The organism is Pseudoalteromonas espejiana DSM 9414, from assembly GCF_002221525.1.
Taxonomy (GTDB): Bacteria; Pseudomonadota; Gammaproteobacteria; order Enterobacterales; family Alteromonadaceae; genus Pseudoalteromonas; species Pseudoalteromonas espejiana.
This window is the reverse complement of sequence record NZ_CP011029.1, coordinates 367,846-383,043: the sequence shown is the minus strand read 5'-3', so window position 1 is coordinate 383,043 and position 15,198 is coordinate 367,846. Positions and strand designations below refer to the sequence as shown.

Below are 15,198 nucleotides of genomic sequence, written 5' to 3'. Positions count from 1 at the left end.
ACCGTAATGCGGCGCTGTACTACATGCACTTAATATTGCGCAAAATAGCAACGCGATTATTGGGCTTTTTGTGTTCAACCTTAAACTGTCCTCTTAGTTATGCCCCAAAGCTGTGTCCCTTACACTAAAGCGTCAATAAGGTAATGTTTTTAAATTGTACCTAAATAATATTATTACTTTATCACTGCAATAAAAAACACCGCCAGCAAATATTTGTAAGGTTCTGTAGAGCTAAAGCCTGAAAATATTGCACAAGCGTGCTTGTAAAACTTACAAGCCACATACTTCCACGAGCAAGCAAATAAATATAAGTTTATTAATTTCAACAATTTAATAAGTGGCACTTAGCTTGCTTTAACATTTGCAAGCAATTTAAGAGCAAGTAAAGGATTAGTTATGAATATATTTGAAGCGCTACGTCACGATCACGATAAACAACGTAAATTGGTAGATGCACTTATTCAAACGCACGGCGATACAACTGAGCGCCACAAGCTAATGGACGAGCTTAAAACAGAATTAGAAGATCACGCTAAATTTGAAGAGCGTTATTTTTATAACCCACTTATGTTTGATGATTTAACGCACGAAAAAGCACGCCACAGCGTTGCTGAGCACCATGAAATAGACGAATTAATTGAACAACTTGAAGATACCGAAATGAGCTCGTCTGCTTGGTTAGTTGCGGCTAAAAAGCTGCACCATTTAGTGCATCACCATTTAAGTGAAGAAGAACATGAAGTATTTCAATTAGCTGGTAAAGCTTTAACCGAAGGGCAAAAAGAGAGTCTAGCTGATCAGTATAACGACGCAATGCATTAAAACCGACTTCCATACACTCCCTTGTGTACTTATTGGTTATAAGCCTTATGGCTTATAACCATTTTTTTTGCTTTAAATAAAGGTTATTTAACAGTAAGTTTTACGTCTTGGTCACGTAATAAGTAAAGTGCAAAACACGCTGCCCACATTGGCCACGCTGTAAAAAATAGTAAGTTATTAAAGCCTTCAATATACTGGTTGTAAGATGAAAGCGTTGATAGGCCATGCATTACAAAAATAATACCGTATGTAAGGCGTTTTTTAATACCCGCCATAAAAGCCAACACTAAAATAAGTTGTAATCCACCCAGCACATAAGCAACAACATCAGTAGAGCCACTAATCCCATAAAAATGCTCAAAAATACGTGCGCTATGCCCAGGATTAACAAACTTATCAAACGTCCACATAATCATTACAATAAATACGCCTAAACGCAGTGAAAAAAGCGACCATTGCAGACGATTTTGAAAATCAGTACCTGTTGTACTAGTCATAAAGTTTCCTTAAAACTAAATAATGTAAAGTTGAAACTAGCAAGACCGCTCTTAAGCAATTTTATTTCACAAAAACAAAAATATTTTCAAACATTTACCTGTCCAATTTCAGCATTACTTTCGTACAGTACTTTTTATAATTAAAAGTCTGGCTTTAACCCTTAAAAGAAAGGTGCCAACTTAACCTTTAAAAGTTTGCCTCTATGCTAAGCTTTTAACGTTTCGTTCTAAAAAACAAAAAGAATTAATAATTAGTGAAAGTTATTCACAAACCCACAGGTCTTTATTGCCACATTAACACTAACCAAAATGAGAACCCCTTTTGAAACATTCATATTTGGCACTTTTTATATCCGCTTACTTAACACCTAATTTTTATGCTCATGCGGCGCAAACTGCAACAGAATCAGGCTCAATTGAACGTATTGAAGTTGCAGGCCAAACTATTAAATCTCAAGGGCTTTCTGTTAAAGATGCCACTGTAGACGGCCCTTTTGGTGATAACCTAGCACTGCAAGATATAGCCCGCTCGGTAACGCCTATTTCAAGCGAGCTAATAGAGCAACTAAACATTACAACCCTACAAGATGTACTTGCAGTAAGCCCAAACACTTACTCTGCAAGTGGCTTTGGTGCGCCAAGCTTACCTACTATTCGTGGCCAACTGGGTGAGCTTTTTCAAGATGGTACTCGTCGCCAAGCAGGTAATAATGGCTTTGGTGTGCCGTTATCGTTCAATTCTGTAGAACAAATAGATGTAGTAAAAGGTGCACCGCCGGTTTTATTTGGCTCAAGCCAACGTAATGGTGGTTTTGTAAACTTACATTCTAAAGCAGCCTCAACAACTGAGAGTAAAGGTAGGGTAAAGCTCTCTGCAGGTCGTTGGGATCAATACAGTGCCCAAGTAGATTACACAGCCCCGATTATAAAAGATAAAGTTGGCCTTAGAGTAAGTTACGAGCACCTCGATGAAGGCAGTTACTACGATTACTCAGGCACTAAAAGCGACAGCTTATTTGCTGCCCTTAGAATTTTGCCAGACGACAAAAGCAGTTGGGATATTAACTTTGAGCTATACCAAGTTGAATTTACCGATAACGCCGGTATTAATCGCCCTACCCAAGCCTTAATTGATGATGGCCTTTATATTACCGGCCAAGGCGTGCAAGCAAATGGAAGTACCGTACCAGCAGCGGGTTCTATTGTATCGCCTACTGGGCAAGTAAAAATAGATCGCAGCACCGTACTTACCGACCCTGATAACCAAAACGAAGCAACCACTTATTTAATTCACAGCATTTATAAGCGCGAGCTAAGTGCTAATGCCTCACTTAAAAACATTACGTATTTTCAACATTTACAGCGTGAAGAAATAGCCCAAAACAGCTTTGTAGAAATTATAGACGGCGCCGATACAGCGCAAAACCGTACTGAGCTTACCTACCGTTGGAATAGCGACCAACAAACAATTTTTGCTTTTGACGTACGCTATAATAAAGTACTTGGCTATAGCCAATTTACTACCGAGGCCGATTTACCAATTGATTTAACTGGCCCACTTTCAAACCGCCGCATTCCCTTAACCGATGCGCAAAAAGCACGTTTAGTAGAGCTAAGCCCGGGCGTATTTGTATCGCCTGGTGGTCAATACGATTTAGATAACGATGGCAGCGGCGACTTTAACCTATCAGACACCACCGACTCACGCTCATGGCAAACGGGGCTTGCTATTCAGCAAGACTCAGATTGGGGCGATAAACTTCATACTAGTGTGGGTTACCGCGTTGACTTTTACGATGTAGAAGCAAACGACCCTATTGCACCACAAGGTCAAGTTGCCGCAAGCGATAGCATTAACGAAACACTACATTCTGGCCAAGTTAGCTTTAATTACAAATTAAATGCCGACTACACCACCTATGGTGCAGCAAGTTATAACGAAGCAACATCAAACAGTATGGCTGGCGGTACATCACTTGGCGGCGATAACACGATTAGCGCACAAAATTTTGCAACCGAAAACACATTAGTCGAGTTTGGCTTAAAGTATGCCCCAACCGACAGCGACTGGTACGCTGATGGCGCGGTATTTAGCCAGCGCCGTAGTTTACGTAATCGCGATGGCAGCAATACAGGTATTCGTACCACAGGTTTTGAAAGCCAAGTATTTTACGATGCATACCCTTATTGGCTAAGTGCTGGCTACAGCTATATTGATGCTCGCTACGACAACTCAGCAAGCAGCCAAGATTCTGCTCAAGTAATCGATGCATTTGATAACTCTCGCCCAGATATTATTGCAGGTACGGGCGTTGGCGCGCCAAGTTTTACCGCGTTTGCACCTTCAAACCGCCAGGTTCAGGGCATTCCTGAGCAGTCGTTCAGTTTTAATGGAAATTATTCAATTAATTCGAAATGGCAAATGGGTTTTTCAGGTCTATATACAAAGAGTTACCCATTAGACTTTTTAGCAACAGTTAAAATTCGTGATCAGTACACGCTAAACGTTAATACTAGCTACGCTTTTACGCCTAGTACTAAGTTGCGATTAGATGTAAACAACGTCACTAATCAAAAAAACTGGCGCCCAGTATTTGAAGGTGGTTACTTTGGCGCAACATTGGCATTTCCTGAATTGCCAATAAACGCAAAATTAACACTAACCCATAATTTTTAAGAGCGGTTTGAGAGAGAACATGATTAAAAAACTATTTTTGGTATTGATTGCAGCAGCGGCTATAGGCTTGTTCTTTCACTTTGATTTACACCAGTTACTTACGCTTGAAGGCTTAAAAGGGTCGATGGATCAATTTAGCCAATATAAAGAGCAATCACCATTGTTGGTTTTTGGTGGCTTCTTTTTACTGTACGTAGTGGTAACGGCTCTCTCTTTACCGGGTGCGGCTATATTAACACTGGCCGCAGGTGCGTTATTTGGCTTAGTTGAGGGCTTACTTGTAGCCTCTTTTGCCTCGACTGTAGGTGCTACGCTTGCCTTTTTAGTATCGCGTTACTTACTGCGCGATACAATTAAACAACGTTTTCCTGAGCGTTTAGACGCTATTGACGCAGGCGTTGAAAAAGAAGGTGGCTTTTACTTATTTACGCTTAGATTAGTGCCCGTATTTCCGTTCTTTTTAATTAACTTATTAATGGGTGTTACCTCAATTAAGGCATGGACCTTTTACTGGGTAAGCCAAATAGGCATGCTGGCGGGTACATTTGTATTTGTAAACGCGGGTACGCAACTGGCGCAAATTGAAAGCTTATCTGGCATTTTATCGTTAGATCTTATTTTATCATTCGCTTTATTGGGTGTGTTCCCTTTTATTGCTAAAGGAATCTTAAACGTGTTTAAAAAACGTCGCGTATACAAAAACTACACTAAACCTAAAAAGTTTGACCGCAACATGATTGTTATTGGCGCAGGTGCTGGCGGCTTAGTGACAAGCTACATTGCAGCAGCGGTTAAAGCCAAAGTAACCCTAATTGAAGCCGGCGAAATGGGCGGCGACTGTTTAAACTATGGGTGTGTGCCAAGTAAAGCAGTTATTAAAAGCGCTAAAATTGCCGAGCAAATTCGAAACGGTGAACACTACGGCCTTGAAAACGCGACACCGCAGTTTTCGTTTAAAAAAGTAATGGCACGTGTACATAAAGTAATTGCCGACGTAGCACCACATGACAGCGTTGAGCGCTACACAAACCTAGGCGTAGATGTAGTTAAAGGCTACGGTAAATTATTAGACCCGTGGACTGTAGAAATTAAGCTTAACGATGGCGGCACACAAACATTAACCGCCCGTACTATTGTTATTGCCACTGGCGCACGCCCATTTGTACCGCCATTACCTGGTATTGAAGAAACAGGCTATGTAACAAGCGATACATTATGGACTAAATTTGCAGAGCTAGATGAGGCACCTAAAAAGCTTGTTGTACTTGGCGGTGGTCCAATTGGTAGTGAACTTGCACAAAGCTTTGCACGTTTAGGCTCAAATGTTACGCAAATTGAAATGGCTGAACGCATTATGATCAAAGAAGACTTAGAAGTGTCTACCTTTGCTCACGAAGCCCTAACCGAAAGCGGCGTAAACATTTTAACATCGCATCAGGCACTACGCTGTGAAGCACGCGATGGCAAAAAATTTATTGTGGTAAAACATAATGATACCGAAATCGATATTGAATACGATGAGCTACTATGTGCTGTGGGCCGAAGCGCTCGCCTTAAAGGTTACGGCCTTGAAGAACTCGGTATTGAAACTAATCGTACTGTAGTAACTAACGAATACCTTGAAACGCTTTACCCTAACATTTTTGCCGCGGGCGATATTGTAGGTCCGTATCAGTTTACGCACGTAGCCGCTCATCAGGGCTGGTACGCAGCAGTAAATGGCTTATTTGGTAATCTTAAAAAGTTTAAAGTAGATTACCGTGTTATTCCGTGGACCACATTTATTGACCCAGAAGTAGCACGTGTTGGCTTAAACGAGCAAGACGCTATTGATAAAGGCATAGACTACGAAATTACACGTTTTGAGTTTGAAGAGCTAGACCGCGCCATTACCGACAGCGCCACCAAAGGCTTTATTAAAGTAATTACACCTAAAGGCAAAGACAAAATACTCGGTGTTACTGTGGTATCTGAGCACGCTGGCGATTTAATAGCTGAGTTTGTACTGGCAATGAAACACGGGTTAGGCCTTAACAAAATACTAGGTACAATTCATAGCTACCCTACTTGGGCTGAAGGTAACAAGTACGCAGCAGGCGAGTGGAAACGCGCTCATGCACCTGAGAAAGTACTTAACATGCTTGAAAAATACCACACATGGCGCAGAGGCTAATATGTTTAAAACACCTTTTAAAGCGCTATTGTTAGGGTCTGCGTTGCTTGCAACATCGCTTGCAACATCGCTTGCAAGCAACGCTCAAAACATGCACGACAGCTGGAATACATTATTAAACAACCATGTTGTAGCTATTAATCATGGCCACAGCACAGAGGTTGATTATTCAGCAATAAAAGCTAAGCACAGCGAGCTTAAAACCTATTTAGATTCGCTATCGGCGGTTACGCAAAATGAGTTTGATACATGGGAAAAACCTAAACAGCTGGCGTTTTTAATCAACGCTTATAACGCCTTTACTGTTGAGCTAATATTAACAAAATACCCAAGTCTTAAATCAATTAAAGATTTAGGCAGTTTTTTTAGCTCACCATGGAGCAAAGAGTTTGTGCCATTACTTGGTAAAACTCGCAGCCTTGATAATATAGAGCATGGTTTAATACGTGGCAGTGGTAAATACAACGACCCACGTATTCACTTTGCTGTAAATTGCGCAAGTATTGGCTGCCCAGCTCTACGTGAAGAAGCCTACACAGCTACTGATTTAGAAAACCAATTGCACGAGCAAACGGTGCGTTTTTTATCAGACATGACCCGTAATATAGCGCAAGATAACACGCTAAGTGTGTCTTCAATATTTAAGTGGTACGGCGATGATTTTGAACAAGGCTTTAAAGGTGCAAATACGCTGCAGCAGTTTTTTATGCAATACCCTAAAGCACTAAAACTGATACCCGCTCAGCAAAAAGCGCTTAAAAATAACGACATGAAAGTGAAATTTTTAGATTACAACTGGGACTTAAATGCTCGCCAATAAATTTTGGCAAACATTATCGCGATACAGCTTTTGCTGTGTCGCGTTTTGCATTTGCCTTGTTATTAGCTTTAAAAGCCTAGCAAGTACACAATTACAAAGCCGTTGGCAGCAAGTTGAAAGCTTAGGCAAAGACCAAAGCGTATATTTTTATGCGTGGGGCGGCGATGCGCAAATAAATGCGTATATTCAATGGGCTGCGCAGCAAGTAAAAACCAAATACAACATTAACTTAGTACATGTAAAGCTAAGCGATACCAGCGAGGCAGTAAGCCGAGTACTTGCCGAAAAATCAGCAAACAATAACGATAGAGGCAGCGTAGATTTAATTTGGATAAACGGTGCTAACTTTGCCACCATGAGCGAGCACTCATTATTACTTAAACAATGGGCTAATAAGTTGCCTAATTTTAGCTACACAGACCCTAGCAATAACCCCGCTGTTAATTTTGATTTTGGAATACCCACCAACGGAATGGAAGCACCTTGGGGCCAAGCTTCACTCACCTTTTACTACGACAGTTTAGCAATTGACGGCACTGCAAATAACACACTACCAACAACCCTAAACCAATTACTTAGCTGGAGCGCACAAAACCCGGGGCGTTTTAGTTACCCAAAGCCACCTGACTTTTTAGGCATGAGCTTTTTAAAATACGCGCTTGTTATGCTACATCAACAAAGTGATGAAACACTTAAAGCGCAGTTAAATCAACCTGCTACTGCACAAAACACAGCCCAAGTATTAAACCCATTATGGGACTTTTTAAATAAGCTGCACCCAACACTTTGGCGCGATGGCAGCCATTTTATGCAAAGTGGTGCACAAATGCGCCGCTTAATAGGCGACACAGAGCTAAGCATAGCGTTTACGTTTTCAGCGCCCGAAGTACCTGCCGCCGTTAAACGATATGATTTACCAAAAAGTATTCGCAGTTATGCAATGCAAGATGGCAGTTTAAGTAACACCCACTTTGTAGCCATACCTTATAATGCAAGCCACCAGCAAAGTGCGCAGTTAGTGGCTAATTTTTTATTGAGCCCAGAGGCGCAAGCTCAAAAACAAAAAGCGCCTATATGGGGCGATAAAAGCGTACTTATTCAGTCAACGCTAACACCACAACAACAGGCTTTATTTAAAACTATGCAACCGCATCCAAGCGCACTGCCTTTAAATAGTATTAAACGCACGCTAAGTGAGCCACACCCAAGCTGGGTAAACGCTATTATACAAGGTTGGCAAACGCGTTTTGGAGTAAGCCAATGAGTGTTGTTTCAAATAAGTTAGCAGCAAGCCCAACGCTTAAACCACATAAAAGCGCCGATATGTTTAGTAAATTAGTTAAATTAAGCCCACGCTTTTTACTGGCATTGCTAATTTTGCCGGTAATAGGCGGCCTAATTAGCGTGCTATTGCCCGCTTTTGGTTATGCGCCGGTACTTGAGCATACAACACTTGGCCTACATGGCTTTACTATGCTTATGCAAACACCCGGCCTTACACACATGGTTATGCTAAGTGTTGGCACTGGATTAATAAGTACCTTACTTGCCTTTATCATTACGTTAATGATTTTAGCGGCATTTTTTAATAGCCCGTGGCTTAACCGTATTCAACGGTTACTGAGCCCAATACTGGTAATACCCCACGCAGCAGCGGCTATTGCGGTTGGTTTTTTAATAGCCCCTTCGGGTATGATCTCGCGTTTAGTATCGCCTTGGTTTAGTGGATGGGAACTTGCGCCTAACGGTATGTTTCCGCATGACTCGTTTGGTATTAGTATAATTTTAGGCTTAACCCTTAAAGAGCTGCCTTTTTTACTGTTAATGGCGCTAGGTGTACTTGCCCAACCTGAGCTTGGCAAAAAGCTGCGCCAACAACATAAAGTAGCGCTTAATTTAGGCTACTGCCCTATGACTGCTTTTTTTAAAGTGATACTGCCAAGCCTTTATCCATTACTGCGCCTACCCATTTTAGCCGTATTGGCTTATGCCAGTGCAAGTGTAGAAATGCCACTTATTTTGGGGCCAAATACACCACCTACCTTAGCTGTCGCTATTATGCACTGGTTTAACGATGTAGATTTAAACCTTCGTATTAAAGCCTCTGCAGGGGCATTATTGCAGCTTATACTTACTGGTGGTTTACTCGCTCTTTGGCTTGGCGGTGAAAAAACCATAAAAGCATTATTTAGTGATTTACTCACCAATGGCGAGCGAGAATATGGCGGTGTTTATTGGCAAAAAATAACAACCGTATTAACGGTATTTGTAATTGGCTTTATTTTGCTTTCATTAATTGGCTTAATTATGTGGTCGGTTGCCGGATTTTGGCGTTTTCCGGCGGCACTGCCCGATCAGCTCACGCTACTTCACTTTAAAAGTGCGCTCATGCAAATGCAAAACCCGCTTTTTAATACCCTTGCTATAGGGCTAGTTACTACGTTATTTGCCATTATTATTACGCTTTTGTGCCTAGAGTCAGAGCAGTTAAGTGCAAAACCCATGTCGCGCTTTACCAGCTTAATTATTTATTTACCGCTGCTTGTACCAAGTATTGCGTTTTTATTTGGCCTAGTGTGGCTGCAACAACTTGTAAATAACCAGGCCGCGTTTTTTAATGTGGTATTTACCCATTTATTGTTTGTATTACCGTATGTGTTTTTATCGCTTGCGAGCAGTTATAGACGATTAGACCCTCGCTTTGCTCATGTAGCAGCAAGCCTTGGCGCAACACCCTGCAAAGTGTTTTTACACGTAAAATTACCCCAGTTATTTGCCCCTATTTTAATTGCGGCCGCACTTGGTTTGGCCATTAGTTTTGGCCAATATTTACCTACACTTTTAGCCGGTGGCGGGCGTATAGCAACCATAACAACCGAAGCGGTTACCCTTGCTAATGGCGCAAGTAGGCGCACCAGTGCTGTGTATGCCATTATGCAAATGGCATTGCCACTCATTGGCTTTATACTGGCGTGGGTTTTACCTAAGTACTTTTTTAAAAGCGCACATCGCTAACCCATAAATTAAAAGGTTTTTAATGCAGTCATCTTTAGAGATTAAAAATTGTGAGCTTTATCGTCACCACGAGCAATTGCTAAGCTTAAACGAGCAGGTAAAAGGCGGCGAAATACTCACTATTATGGGGCCATCAGGCAGTGGTAAATCAAGTTTATTAAATTGGCTTACCGGCACATTACCCAGTGGCTTTAACGCAAGTGGCGAAGTGTGGCTTAACGGTGAAAATATTAATAACTTGCCTGCTCATTTACGCCACATAGGTGTGCTTTATCAAGATGCGTTATTATTTTCGCATTTATCGGTAAGCGGTAACATTGCTTTTGCTATGCCTAAAGGCAATAAAAAACAGCGCCTTGGAAAAATAGAGCAAGCGCTTGAACAAGTGGGATTAAAAGGCATGGCTAATCGCCACCCTGACAACCTCTCTGGTGGGCAACAAGCACGCGTTGCTTTACTGCGTATGCTATTAAGCGAGCCAAAAGCTATTTTGCTTGATGAGCCATTTAGCAAGCTCGATACCCAATTAAGAGTAGATACCCGCGAGCTGGTATTTAGCCAAATACGTGAGCATAAACTGCCCGCTATTATGGTAACCCACGATCATAGCGATGCAGAGGCCGCAAACGGCAATCTGATCACCTTAAATTTAGCCAAATAAACGCACAAAAAGCACAAGGCACTAAGCATGTTAGACAAATACATCACCCCGGTAATAAAGCCATTGTTAACCCCTGTTGTAGCGTTAATGCACAAGCGCGGTATAACGCCCGACCAACTCACTGTGGTCGGTTTTTTAATAGGGCTATTAGCTGTGCCATTAATTGCGTTTGAAATGTGGTACGCAGCGTTAACGGCTATTGCATTAAATCGTATTTTAGATGGGCTAGATGGCGCACTGGCACGCCATGCAAATTTAAGTTCAAGCGCTGGCGGTTTTTTAGATATTACCCTCGACTTTTTATTTTACGCGGCAATTCCGCTTGGCTTTATTTTGGCAAACCCCGAGCAAAACGCCATTGCCGGTAGCATATTACTGGCCACCTTTATAGGCACAGGCTCAAGCTTTTTGGCCTTTGCCATAGCCGCCGAAAAATTTAAGCTCGAAAAACCCCAGTTTAAATACAAAAGCTTTTACTATTTAAATGGTTTAACCGAAGGCACAGAAACCATAGCGCTGTTTATCGCCTTTTGTATTTGGCCGCAGCACTTTGCCATAATGGCGAGTATTTTTGCCACTGCGTGCGCTATTACTATTTTTACACGTATACATGGTGGTTATAACACGTTAAAACTCCAAGAAGCTGATGAGGTTACACAAGCTAATGAGTAATGAAATTTGGTGGCGTTTAGGGTTCTTTTTTAGCATTTTGGTTATTATGATGCTGCTAGAATCACGAATGCCCGCACGCAAATCGCCTATAAAAAGTAACACCCGATGGTTTGCTAATTTTGGACTCGTGTTTGCTTCATCACTAATTGCTCGCTTAAGTGTGCCCATAGGCTTAACCGCCGTAGCGCTTTATAACCAAGAGCACGGTATTGGTTTATTTAATCAAATAGCCACACCAAGTATTGTTGCTATTATTTTAAGCATGTTACTGCTTGATATACTTATTTATTGGCAGCATAGGTTATTTCATAACGTGCCTATTTTGTGGCGCTTGCACCGTGTACACCACGCCGATGCCCATGTAGATACCAGTACAGGTCTGCGTTTTCATCCTATCGAAATTGTACTTAGCATTCTTATAAAGCTCATTGCCGTTACCGCTTTAGGTGTACCCGCCATTGCAGTATTAATATTTGAAATTGCACTTAACGGTTTAGCGCTGTTTAACCATGCGAATATTCGCTTGCCAAATGCAATAGAAAAACCGCTTCGATTAATTTTAATGACCCAAATACTGCATCGTATTCATCATAGCCAACGCGTGAGCGAAACCAATTCAAATTACGGGTTTAGCGTTATATGGTGGGACAAACTGTTTGGCAGTTACAAAAATGAAGCGCAAAAAGCCGATAACGACATAGATATAGGCTTAAAAGAATACCCAAGCCAAAAACAAAATGCCTCACTTTGGGGTTTGCTAATAATGCCCTTTAAAAATAAGTAGCCTATGGCTATACATTACCAGCTTAGACGCCGTAAGCTGGTAAAATAACGCGTTATAATCTTATAAATGTACCTATTAAACACCCGGTTAGCGACTCGCTAACTCAGCTTATCGCGCTTTAAACATGTTGCATATTAGCTAACTAAAAAACCGACTCATAAATTTTAACCCGCTAATTTTAAATACTATTTTATAAAAATGCCAAGTTGGTAAACTGGTCTTACCGTAAACTAAATGTAAATAAAATAAACAAATATGTTGACCATTCACTTGCTGCACAATATTATTTGTAAGCGCTTACAAAAACACATATAAAATGTAAGCGCTTACAATGAATAAATAGAGTTCTTTTAAATAAGTATAAACACACATTCTGACAACAATCTGTGAAACCGGGGTTCAGCTATGAACATTGAAAAAACACACATTGCTCGCTTACTGGCTGCTATTTCATTAGCATCTTTAGCAGGCTGTGGTGGCGACTCAGCCACAACATCTAATTTTGAAAATATTGACGCTTCTGAGCCAGTTTCAGATTGGCAAATGGTATGGAGCGACGAATTTGACGGCTCTGCCATTGATACTAACAAATGGAACTTTGAGCTAAATTGCGACGGCGGTGGTAATAACGAAAAACAATGTTACACCGACAGCGAACAAAATGCTTTTATTGCCGACGGTGTGCTTAATATTGTTGCCCTACCCGCAGAAGATGGCGCTGAAAAGCCATACACGTCTGCGCGTCTAAACACCCGTTACAATGCTGACTTTACTTATGGCCGCTTTGAAGTACGTGCAAAGCTACCTTCGGGGCAAGGCAGTTGGCCAGCATTTTGGATGCTACCAACCGATGAAGAATACGGCACATGGCCACGCTCTGGCGAGATTGATGTTTTAGAGTCTGTAAACCTTAAAACCGCTGATGAAGATGGCGGTATTGAATCAAGCATTCATGGCACTTTGCACTATGGCCGCGCATGGCCAGATAACAGCTACACGGGCCAAGAATACAAATTCCCTGAAGATACTAACCCAGCCGATGACTTTCATACCTACGCCATTGAATGGCAAGAAGGCGAAATTCGCTGGTACGTAGATGGCTACTTATATGCAACGCAGCGCCAATCAGAAGTACGCACGAATGCTAATGGCGAAGCGGTAGGCCTTGCTCACCGTGGTTGGTTTGCAGAGTATTTTGAACAAGGTTCTGGCGAGCTTGAAACTCATTGGGATAGCGCACCTTACGATAAAGACTTTCACCTATTATTAAACCTAGCAGTAGGTGGCGACTGGCCAGAAAACGTAAACGAGTTAGGTGTAGATGCCAGCGCATTTGAAAACGGCCAAACGTTTGCAATTGATTACGTACGCGTTTATCAATGTGCATCTAACCCAGATACCGGCAAAGGCTGTGAAACTATTCGCCCAGGTTACGATAGCCTAGACGATGCCCTTCTTGAAGGTGACGCGCCTATTCCTAGCCCGCCATCTACCGGTATTGCTACCCCTTTAACTATTTTTGGCGATAGCTTTAACCCTAACTGGCCAGCATGGGATTGTTGTGGTGGCTCTACACCTGCAATTGTAAGTGATGAAGAGCAAGGCGACGTTGTTGAATTTACAATAGGCAGTGAGCCTACAGTGGTTGGTTTTATTAGCCGCGATGCGTTTATTACTGATGAAAACGGTGCTGCAACGCCATTTGATGCATCACCTATGTTAGAAGAAGGCTACGTACGCTTTAAAATGAAAGTAACAAGCGCACCAAGCGTGCCTGATACTACATGGTTTGTAAAACTTGAAAGCACAGAAGCCTCAACCGATGCAGATATGCCGCTTCCAAATAGTGTTGAAGGCCAAGCACCTGTTGTAGGCCAATGGCAAACCTATACATTTTTACTTTCAGATCTGGCTGACTTAGATTTGGATGTAAGTTCAATTGACGTACTTATGGTATTTCCTGAGTGGGGCACGGGCGAAGGTGCAACCTTTTTAATTGATGATGTTGAAATTACACAAGACAACATAGGCGCATCACCCGAGCTGACTATTTTTGAAGATGAGCAAAACCTAGCATGGCCAATGTGGGATTGTTGTGGCGGCTCAACACCTGTTGAAACAATGGACGATGAAGAACACGGTTTAACTGCCGAGTTTAGCATTGGTGCAGAGCCTACAGTAATGGGTTTTAACAGCCGCACTGAAGCAGGTGGTGCTGCTGAATCGTTTGATGCAAGCAGCATTTTAGATGAAGGCGTTATACAATTTGATTTAAAAGTAACGTCTACCCCTAGCGACCCTGCTACCCCGTGGTTATTTAAAGTAGAAGCAAATGGCGCAACATCGTTTGCAGAGCTTGAACTAACACAAAGTGTTGAAGGTGTAGCGCCAGTTACAGGCGAGTGGCAAACCTATACGTTTAAGTTATCAGATCTCGCGGGGGCAGGCCTTGATGTAAGCACTATTGACGTACTTATGATTTTTCCGGCATGGGGCGCAGGTGAAGGCGCGGTTTACCGTGTCGATAACGTTAAAATTTACAACCCTAATGCAACGCCAGTTGCCTCAGGTGAGCTTAACGTATTTACAGATACAGTAGCCGATCAGTGGAGCATTTGGGATTGTTGTGGTGGCTCTACACCAACTACAGAAACCGATGATGATCAGCACGGCGCTGTGGCTCAATTTAGCATTGGGGCTACCCCTACTGTAATGGGCTTTTTAGCCGATGAAGACGTATCGTTTGATGCATCTGCCTTATTAGAAAATGGTGTTGTACAATTTGATATGAAAGTAGTCTCTGCACCCTCAAACGTTGATGCACAATGGTTATTTAAAATTGAATCAATTGGCGCATCAAGTGCTGTTGAGCTGGCATTAAATCAAAGCGTTGAAGGGCAAACACCGGTTACAGGCGAGTGGCAAACATACACCTTCCCTATTCAGCAGTTATTTGATGCAGGCTTAGATATTAGCGCATTAAACGTAATTATGGTTTTTCCTAGCTGGGATATGGGCGACGGCGCACTATACCGTCTAGATAACGTGGTAATTGCTAACCCATAAAAACACACACT

The 15,198-nt window shown here is 42.0% G+C and carries 11 protein-coding genes; 10 read left to right on the top strand and 1 reads right to left on the bottom strand.

Features of this window, described 5'->3' with window-relative positions; translation table 11 throughout:
* Window positions 1-396 precede the first annotated feature (396 nt).
* A complete protein-coding gene (locus PESP_RS18580; protein WP_089349503.1) occupies window positions 397-822 on the top strand; it encodes a hemerythrin domain-containing protein in 426 nt (141 codons plus the stop codon).
* An 83-nt stretch (window positions 823-905) separates the two neighbouring features.
* Here the strand turns inward: PESP_RS18580 and PESP_RS18575 are convergent, their stop codons facing one another.
* Window positions 906-1,319, bottom strand: coding sequence for a hypothetical protein (locus PESP_RS18575; RefSeq protein ID WP_089349502.1), 414 nt, complete (start codon window positions 1,317-1,319; stop codon window positions 906-908).
* A gap of 322 nt (window positions 1,320-1,641) precedes the next feature.
* Here PESP_RS18575 and PESP_RS18570 point away from each other — a divergent pair, with 322 nt between their 5' ends.
* The 9 genes from PESP_RS18570 to PESP_RS18530 all read left to right on the top strand — a co-directional run bounded on the left by PESP_RS18570 (window position 1,642) and on the right by PESP_RS18530 (window position 15,187).
* On the top strand, window positions 1,642-3,996 hold the full coding sequence (locus PESP_RS18570) for a TonB-dependent receptor (RefSeq protein ID WP_089349501.1): 2,355 nt from the start codon (window positions 1,642-1,644) through the stop codon (window positions 3,994-3,996).
* 19 nt (window positions 3,997-4,015) lie between these two features.
* A complete protein-coding gene (locus PESP_RS18565) occupies window positions 4,016-6,169 on the top strand; it encodes an FAD-dependent oxidoreductase (RefSeq protein ID WP_089349500.1) in 2,154 nt (717 codons plus the stop codon).
* 1 nt (window position 6,170) lies between these two features.
* Window positions 6,171-6,989 carry a DUF547 domain-containing protein gene (locus tag PESP_RS18560; RefSeq protein ID WP_089349499.1) on the top strand — a complete coding sequence of 273 codons (819 nt, stop codon included), beginning with the start codon at window positions 6,171-6,173 and terminating at the stop codon, window positions 6,987-6,989.
* Window positions 6,976-8,253 (top strand): ABC transporter substrate-binding protein, encoded by a 1,278-nt coding sequence (locus PESP_RS18555; protein WP_089349498.1) that lies wholly within the window; start codon window positions 6,976-6,978, stop codon window positions 8,251-8,253. Before PESP_RS18560 ends, PESP_RS18555 begins: the two co-directional genes overlap by 14 nt.
* Window positions 8,250-10,004 (top strand): ABC transporter permease, encoded by a 1,755-nt coding sequence (locus tag PESP_RS18550; protein ID WP_089349497.1) that lies wholly within the window; start codon window positions 8,250-8,252, stop codon window positions 10,002-10,004. Before PESP_RS18555 ends, PESP_RS18550 begins: the two co-directional genes overlap by 4 nt.
* Before the next feature lie 22 nt (window positions 10,005-10,026).
* Window positions 10,027-10,665 carry an ATP-binding cassette domain-containing protein gene (locus tag PESP_RS18545; RefSeq protein WP_089349496.1) on the top strand — a complete coding sequence of 213 codons (639 nt, stop codon included), beginning with the start codon at window positions 10,027-10,029 and terminating at the stop codon, window positions 10,663-10,665.
* A 27-nt stretch (window positions 10,666-10,692) separates the two neighbouring features.
* On the top strand, window positions 10,693-11,337 hold the full coding sequence (locus PESP_RS18540) for a CDP-alcohol phosphatidyltransferase family protein (RefSeq protein WP_058553062.1): 645 nt from the start codon (window positions 10,693-10,695) through the stop codon (window positions 11,335-11,337).
* Window positions 11,330-12,121 carry a sterol desaturase family protein gene (locus PESP_RS18535; RefSeq protein WP_089349495.1) on the top strand — a complete coding sequence of 264 codons (792 nt, stop codon included), beginning with the start codon at window positions 11,330-11,332 and terminating at the stop codon, window positions 12,119-12,121. The genes PESP_RS18540 and PESP_RS18535 overlap by 8 nt, the downstream gene beginning before the upstream one ends.
* 405 nt (window positions 12,122-12,526) lie before the next feature.
* Window positions 12,527-15,187, top strand: coding sequence for a glycoside hydrolase family 16 protein (locus PESP_RS18530; RefSeq protein WP_089349494.1), 2,661 nt, complete (start codon window positions 12,527-12,529; stop codon window positions 15,185-15,187).
* Window positions 15,188-15,198: the final 11 nt, after the last annotated feature.